We start from the raw sequence: 4,081 nt of genomic DNA on the forward strand, positions 1-4,081 counted from the left end.
CGGCCCGCTGCTGGCCGCCGCCGGATGGGTGCTCGGCGGCGCCGACGGCCCCCTGGAGCGCCGCGACCCCGTCCAGGTCCCCGCGTTCGTCGCCGAGGAGAGCGGCACCCGCGACCAGGCCCGCACCCTGGTCCTCGACAGCGACTCCACCGCCAAGGTCGGCTACACCCTGGTCCGCGGCTCCGGCGTCCGCCTCGGCGACGCCGAACTCACCGCCGCCGCGGGGAAGAACAATCAGCTCGACAAGGTCGTCGCCAACCTCGTCGCGGGCTCCGGCGCCGACCAGACCGACGAACTCGGCGGCTTCGCCGTGCGCTACGTCCTCGTCCGGCCGGGAGCACCGCGCGAGGTCAGCCGCGTCCTGGACGCCACGCCCGGCCTGAGCCGCCTCAGCCAGCAGGATGGCAGCGCCCTGTGGCGGGTGGACCGCCAGGTCGCCCGCGTCACCGTCGAGGCCTCCTCCGGCGACCCGAAGGCCGTCGCCGCGGGCCCCGTCGACGTGCACACCACCCTCCCGGCCGGCGGCTCGGGCCGCGTCCTGCGCCTCGCCGACACCGCCGACGAGTCCTGGACCGCCACCCTCGACGGCAAGCCGCTCACCCCGACCACGGTCGACGGCTGGGCCCAGGGCTTCCAGCTGCCCGTGGACGGCGGCAGGCTGGACGTCACCTTCGACGCCCCCGTCAGCCACACCGGCTGGCTGTGGGCCCAGGGCTCACTCGCCGTCGTCCTCGTGGTCCTCGCCCTGCCCGGCCGCCGCCGGGACGTCGACGACGACCTCCCCGACGAGCCCGTCGCCGTACCCGCCCAGGACGTCACCGGCGACGGCCGCCGAGCCCGCCGCCTGCGCGCCCAGGCGGAGGCCGAGGCCGAGGCCGAACAGTCCACCGACCCCGGCCTGCCTCCGTCTCCGGAGGAGACCCCGTTCGCCGCTCCCGTCCCGCAGCAGCAGGCCTACGGCCAGTGGGACGCCGCGAACCAGGGGGGCGCGGGCGCCGAATACGGCCAGTACGACCAGCAGTACCAGGGCGCCCAGCAGTACCCGGCGGGCACGTACGACCAGCAGCAGCATTACCAGACCGACCCCTACCAGGGCGGCCAGTACGACCCGTACGCCTCCTACGGGGGCAACACGGCCTCGTACGACCAGACGTACACCCAGGGCTACGACGCGACGTACGACCCGTCGCAAGGCACCGGCGCCGACAGTGAGCGCCCCGACGGGAGCCAGCAGTGAACCGCACGACCCTGTCCTTGATCGCCGGCACGACCGCCCTCGCCGCCGTCACCGGCTTCGCCGCCTTCAGCGCCCCCGACGCCTCCGGCGGCGACACCACCGCGAAGGCGGCCGCCCAACTGCCCGTGCAGCGCACGAGTCTGCTCTGCCCCCAGCCGAGCACCTCGGACCTCGCGGAGACCGCGTACACCTCTTTCACCCCCGTCACCGAGGGCACCGGCGACAAAGGCAGCGCCGAACTCGTCGCGGCGGGCGGGGGGTCCGCCGACCCCGACAAGGGCGACAAGGACCAAAAGGGCGACAAGGACAAGGCCGCCAAGCCGGTCGTCGAGGTCAAGGAGCCCGGCAAGCCCGTCACCGGCAGCACCGACGGAGGCGACTCGCCCGCGCTGATCGGCACGGCCGAGGGGAAGTTCGCGCCCGGCTGGACGGTCCAGGAGACCACCGAGGTCGCCGCCGGCACGGGCCGCGGCCTGCTCGGCGTCAACTGCACCGCCCCGGACACGGAGTTCTGGTTCCCGGGCGCCAGTACGACCGCGGGCCGCACCGACTACGTCCACCTCGTCAACCCGGACGACTCGGCGGCCGTCGTCGACATCGAGCTCTACGGCAAGGACGGCGCCCTGAAGTCGACGGTGGGGGACGGCATCACGGTCCAGCCCCGCGCCGCCGAGCCGGTCCTGCTGTCGACGCTCGCCGCGGCGAAGGAGGCCGGCCTCACGGTCCACGTCAGCGTCCGCAGCGGCCGGGTCGCCGCCGCGGTCCAGGCCCTCGACGACAAGCTGGGCGGCGACTGGCTGGCCGCCGCGGCCGACCCGGCCGGCAGCCTCGTCCTCCCCGGCATCCCGAAGGACGCCACCTCCGTGACCCTCGTGGCCTTCACCCCGGGCGAGACCGACGCGGACCTGAAGCTCCGCCTCGCCTCGCCCACCGGTTCGATCACTCCGGCCGGCAACGAGACGCTGCACGTCAAGGCGGGCATGACCGCCTCCGCGGACCTGGGCGACATCACGCGCGGCGAGGAAGGTTCCCTGTTCCTGACCCCCACCGATCAGTCGGTCCCGGTGGTGGCCGCCCTCCGCGTCGTCCGCGGCAAGGGCGACAACCGGGAGACGGCCTTCATCCCGGCGACCCGCCCGGTCGGCGCGCGCGCCACGGTCGCCGACAACCGCGCCAAGGGCACGACCCTCGCCCTCACCGCCCCGACCGGCGCGGCCAAGGTCAAGGTCACCGCGTCCGCCGGCAGCGGCGGCGGTGAGCCCACGACGAAGACCTTCACGATCAAGGCCGGCACCACCCAGAACATCGACATGCCCGCCCCGAGCGGCCTCAAGGGCACGTACGCCCTCACGGTGGAGCCGATCTCGGGCGGCGCCGTCTACGCCTCCCGCATCCTGGAATCCAAGCTGGACACCGTCCCCGCCTTCACGATCCAGACCCTCCCGGACGACCGGGGCACGGTAGCCGTCCCGGAGGCGGAACAGGACCTCTCGATCCTGCAGAGGTAGTTCCTTCGCGGGAGAGTTCGGAGGGCCGGGGTGCGTCGGCGGGCCCTGAGGGCCTACGGCCCTTGCTTTTCAGGGGCGCGAGGAACTGCGCGACCAGCCCTCACCGAACCGGCGGCTGGGGGGGCGAAGGGGCGCAGCCCCTGGGGAGGGGACGGGTAGGGGTGGCGGAGGCGAAACCCCTCCCGGGCGCACCCCCCGGCGTCAGTCCTCCCCGTACCGAGGATCCACAGTCTCCGGGTTGAGCCCCAGCAACTCGGCCACCTGCTCCACCACGACCTCATGCACCAGCGCGGCCCGCTCGTCGCGCCCCTTGGTACGAATCTCCACCGGCCGCCGATAGACCACGATCCGAGCCGGCCGCCCCTCCCGCGCCGCGACGGTCCCCCCGAGCGGCACGGCCTCGTCGTTCCAGGCCCCGTCCACCGGCCCGTCGAGCCGAGGCACCTCCAGCACGAGGAAGTCGATGTCCGCCAGCTGCGGCAACCGCCGCTCCAGCCGCTCCACGGAGTCCTGCACGAGATCCGCGAACACCTCCGCACGACTCGCCGCGAGCGGCACCTGAGGCGGCGCGATGGGCCCGCGCATCCCCCTGCCGTGCCGATCTCGGCGGCGGGGCCCGGGTGCGGAGGCGGCGCGGGGCGGTACGAGGTTGTCCATCACCTGTGAAGCGTAGTCCCCACGGGGCCCGCCCGCCCGGCTCCACACCCCTGGCGGCACACACCGACCCACCGCCCTGACCTGGCACGGCCGCCCCGGCACGTCCAACCGGCTCGCCGCGCGACGGTGCCCCGAGGGTCGTACGGCATGTCGCAGGATGACCATTCCAGCCAAGGTTGGGCTCGATTCCATACCTCTCCGAGGCCGGTGAACTCATGTCAATTGGCATGGTTTGTACCGGAAGTTGACCGAATTCAAGCCTGTCCGGCATCCCGGACGATGAGTTACCCGCAGGTCAACGGGGTGGGTTCGGAGGGGCGTGTGGGGCGTTTCACGCCGCGACACGGTGGAGTGACCTGGTGGAGAGTCGTCGCGGCCCGCTCAAGAGTGCGGTACCGTCCAACGTCGTGAGCCCTGTACGTCGCTGTTCGCGCACCGCTTGCGGCCGCCCCGCCGTCGCGACGCTGACGTACGTCTACGCCGACTCGACCGCGGTCCTCGGCCCCCTCGCCACCTACGCCGAACCCCACTGCTACGACCTGTGCGCAGAGCACTCCGAGCGCCTCACCGCGCCGCGTGGCTGGGAGGTCGTACGGCTGCTGGACGCCTCGGCTCCCGCGCGCCCCAGCGGTGACGACCTGGAAGCGCTCGCCAACGCCGTGCGCGAGGCGGCCCGCCC

General features: G+C 73.5%; 3 protein-coding genes and 1 pseudogene. 3 read left to right on the top strand and 1 reads right to left on the bottom strand.

Annotation, left to right across the window (positions count from 1 at the left end):
• Positions 1-1,237: pseudogene (locus tag AWZ10_RS16230) on the top strand (family 2 glycosyl transferase); the annotation flags it as partial.
• Positions 1,234-2,745, top strand: coding sequence for a DUF5719 family protein (locus AWZ10_RS16235; RefSeq protein ID WP_060891414.1), 1,512 nt, complete (start codon positions 1,234-1,236; stop codon positions 2,743-2,745). The pseudogene AWZ10_RS16230 and the gene AWZ10_RS16235, both read left to right, overlap by 4 nt.
• A 201-nt stretch (positions 2,746-2,946) precedes the next feature.
• Here AWZ10_RS16235 and AWZ10_RS16240 read toward each other — a convergent pair whose 3' ends face one another.
• A complete protein-coding gene (locus tag AWZ10_RS16240; RefSeq protein WP_107417441.1) occupies positions 2,947-3,402 on the bottom strand; it encodes a metallopeptidase family protein in 456 nt (151 codons plus the stop codon).
• A gap of 359 nt (positions 3,403-3,761) precedes the next feature.
• Here AWZ10_RS16240 and AWZ10_RS16245 point away from each other — a divergent pair.
• Positions 3,762-4,081 (top strand): DUF3499 domain-containing protein (locus AWZ10_RS16245; protein ID WP_060891416.1); only part of this gene is annotated, 320 nt, incomplete at its 3' end.

The sequence above is a fragment of the Streptomyces europaeiscabiei genome, from assembly GCF_001550375.1.
Lineage (GTDB): Bacteria > Actinomycetota > Actinomycetes > Streptomycetales > Streptomycetaceae > Streptomyces > Streptomyces europaeiscabiei.

Excerpts from the sequence above, each read along its gene's own strand:
- AWZ10_RS16240 (WP_107417441.1), bottom strand. The coding sequence starts at position 3,402 with ATGGACAACCTCGTACCGCCCCGCGCCGCCTCCGCACCCGGGCCCCGC.